At 65.6% G+C, this 2,630-nt stretch carries 3 protein-coding genes; all 3 read right to left on the bottom strand.

All coding sequences use genetic code 11. The annotated features are described in order from the left end of the window. Positions 1-139 precede the first annotated feature (139 nt). Positions 140-964, bottom strand: a complete 825-nt coding sequence (locus tag ACTHL9_RS15405) for a polysaccharide deacetylase family protein (protein ID WP_440520165.1) — start codon at positions 962-964, stop codon at positions 140-142. Positions 965-1,035: 71 nt separating this feature from the next. After that, complete coding sequence (locus ACTHL9_RS15400) at positions 1,036-1,473, bottom strand: CoA-binding protein (RefSeq protein ID WP_440520164.1); 438 nt, start codon at positions 1,471-1,473, stop codon at positions 1,036-1,038. A gap of 101 nt (positions 1,474-1,574) precedes the next feature. Continuing rightward, the coding region (locus ACTHL9_RS15395; RefSeq protein ID WP_440520163.1) for an MFS transporter at positions 1,575-2,630 on the bottom strand (1,056 nt) is incomplete at its 5' end.

Raw genomic sequence — 2,630 nt, 5'->3', positions numbered from 1 at the left:
CTCGACGGCGGAACCCGCCGAAGCGGGCGGCCGCACCTTGAACACGGCGGTCTCGGGGCCGAACGGATAATCCTCGTAGGCACCGGGGAAGGACAGGCAGAGCTCTCTCACAGCGTCGGCATGCATGAGGCCAGCCTAGCTACTCCGCCCCGATGAACCGCTCGAGATTCACCACGGTCAGCCCGGCGGCGAGCTGCGCCGCGCGGAAGGCCTCGAGGTCCGAGGAGAACTCGGGCCGGAAATGCATGAGGACAATGTCGCCTGGGCGCAGCCCGTTGCCGTACTGGTAGTCCATCTTCCCGGCGTTGGACTTGGTCTCCCAGTCGATGAGCGCGCGGATTCCAGCGTCGGCGCAGGCCTTCCGCATGGTGTTCGAGTAGGCACCGCCGGGCGGACGGAAAAGGGTGGGGCGCCGGCCGAAGGTCGCCTTCGCGTACTCCTGCATCCCCTGGATCTCGGCCAGCTGGTAGGAGTACGCCTTGGTGGACATGCTCGTGTCGTGGCTGACCGTGTGGTTCTCGATGAAGTCTCCGGCCCTCATGAGGTCTCGGAAGAAGTCGGGGTTGTCCTGCACGAAGTTCTTCGCAAGGAACATGGTGATGGGGTAGCCGTACTGCTTGAGCAGGGCGATGGCCTCGGGGCGCTTGGTGACCCCGTCGTCGATCGTGAGGAACACGACCGGCTGCTTGGTGGCCACCCGCGTGATGACGGGGACGAGACCGTTCTGGATCGGCGGGAGCTTGAAGTCGGACGCGAATTGAGGGACGGCTGGAGCCGGGGTGGAGTCGGGGTCGTGGACCGTCAGGACGATGTTGGGATCGTCCGGGCTCGGGGAGCTCGGCGGCGCGGACTGCGGTGCAGGCCCACTCCCGCAGGAGGCAAGGGACCCGCCGAGAGCGGCGGTGCCGAGGAACGTCAGTGCCTTGCGGCGGGACAGGGGCGCGGAAAACGGGGCGGCGGGCATGGCTTCCCTAGGAGAGGAGCGAACGGATCACTCTGAGATTACGCACAGCACATGAACCGCGGGGAAACAAGTCATACGTGACGACGTCGGGCGTGTCGCCACGCTTCCTGCGCGGGGCAGGCGTTGACCACAGCCTCGAGCCCGGCAGCTTTCGCGCGCTCCACGGCGGCTTCGTCGTTGACTCCGAGCTGCAGCCAGACGGCCTTCGCCCCGACGGCGATTGCCTCATCGATGACTTCCCCGACGCGCTGCGAGTTCACAAAGCAGTCCACGACGTCGATCGGCTGCAGCTCGGCAGGAATGTCCGCGAGCTTCACGTAGCCCTTCTCGCCGTGGACGTCTTCCCCGCGGAGGTTCACGGGAATGATCTGATGTCCCAGGTCGTCACGCAGGAACTCGGACACCGAATAGGCAGACCGCCATTGGTTCTGGCTGAGGCCCACCACCGCCCATCGCCCGGGCGTATACATGAGCCGTTCGATGACTTCGGGATCGTTGACGTGTCCCATACCGGAAACACTACCCGGGGATGCTGGAAATAAAGCCTGAATCTGAGCGGACGACGGCGGCGCGACCTTGGGAGGTCACGCCGCCGTGCGAGGGGTCTGGCTCAGGCGCGCTCTGCCTCAGGCAGCTCGGCGCCCTGCCCTTCCTGGTCCACGTACCCGTAGAGCTCGGGCAGGATGAACTTCGCCGAAAGGAAGCCGATGAGGGAGAGGATCGAGACGGCGAGCGTCGCCCCGACCTTGCCCCAGGACGCGGTCATGATCGGGAAGACGAAGGCCCCGAAGAAGGAGGCCGCCTTCACGAACACGTAGCCGAAGCCCGAGGCCGTGGCACGGAACCGCGAGGGCGCGACCATCGAGGTGATCGTCATGCCGTTCGAGGCATCCCAGTAGTGGCCCCACATGAGGGTGCACGCGCCGATGACGATGAGCCACTGGATGTTGGCCCCCAGCGCGAACGCACCGATCAGCAGGCCGACGAACGCGAGGCCATAGCCCCACATCGCCACGCCGCGGTGGCCGACCTTCTTGATCATCATCGGGGCCGTGAAGCCCGAGATCGTTGCGAGCACGTAGATCGCGGCGGTGACGAGGTTCGTGCCGGTGATGTTCGAGTTCGCGCCGCTGCCCGCAACGCCGACGCCGGCGGTGACGAGGATGACAGGGAGGTAGAACCCGAAGGCGGTGAACTCGGCCCCCTGGCAGGCGTTGGAGATCCAGCCGAAGATCGTGGCGCGGCGTCGCGTCTTATCGGCCCAGATGACCTTGAGGAAGTCGCCGACCTTCGGCTTCTCCATGACCACGTCCTGGTTCGGAAGCATGTCCAGCGGGTCGTCGAAGAGGCGCTGCGAGACTTCCTTGGCCTTGACGAACTTGCCGCGCTGGATCAGGGAGAGCGGGGTCTCTGGGAGGTCCAGTCGAGCCAGCAGGAGGATGAAGGCCGGGATGGCGCCGATCGCGAGCGCGACGCGCCACAGAATCTCGTGAGGCATGCCGGTGACGTACATGATGGTGATGACCACGATCGAGAAGACCTCGCCGAGGCCGAACATGAACTGCCAGCGGCTGCCCATCACCTCGCGGGCGCCCTTGGACATCGACTCCATGATGTAGGCGTAGCCGTTGGAGATGTCGCTGCCCAGCGGGATGCCGATGAGGAA

This window comes from Sinomonas sp. (genome assembly GCF_051955515.1).
Classification (GTDB): domain Bacteria; phylum Actinomycetota; class Actinomycetes; order Actinomycetales; family Micrococcaceae; genus Sinomonas.
The sequence above is the reverse complement of the archived record's forward strand: the minus strand, read 5'-3'. Positions and strand labels throughout refer to the sequence as shown.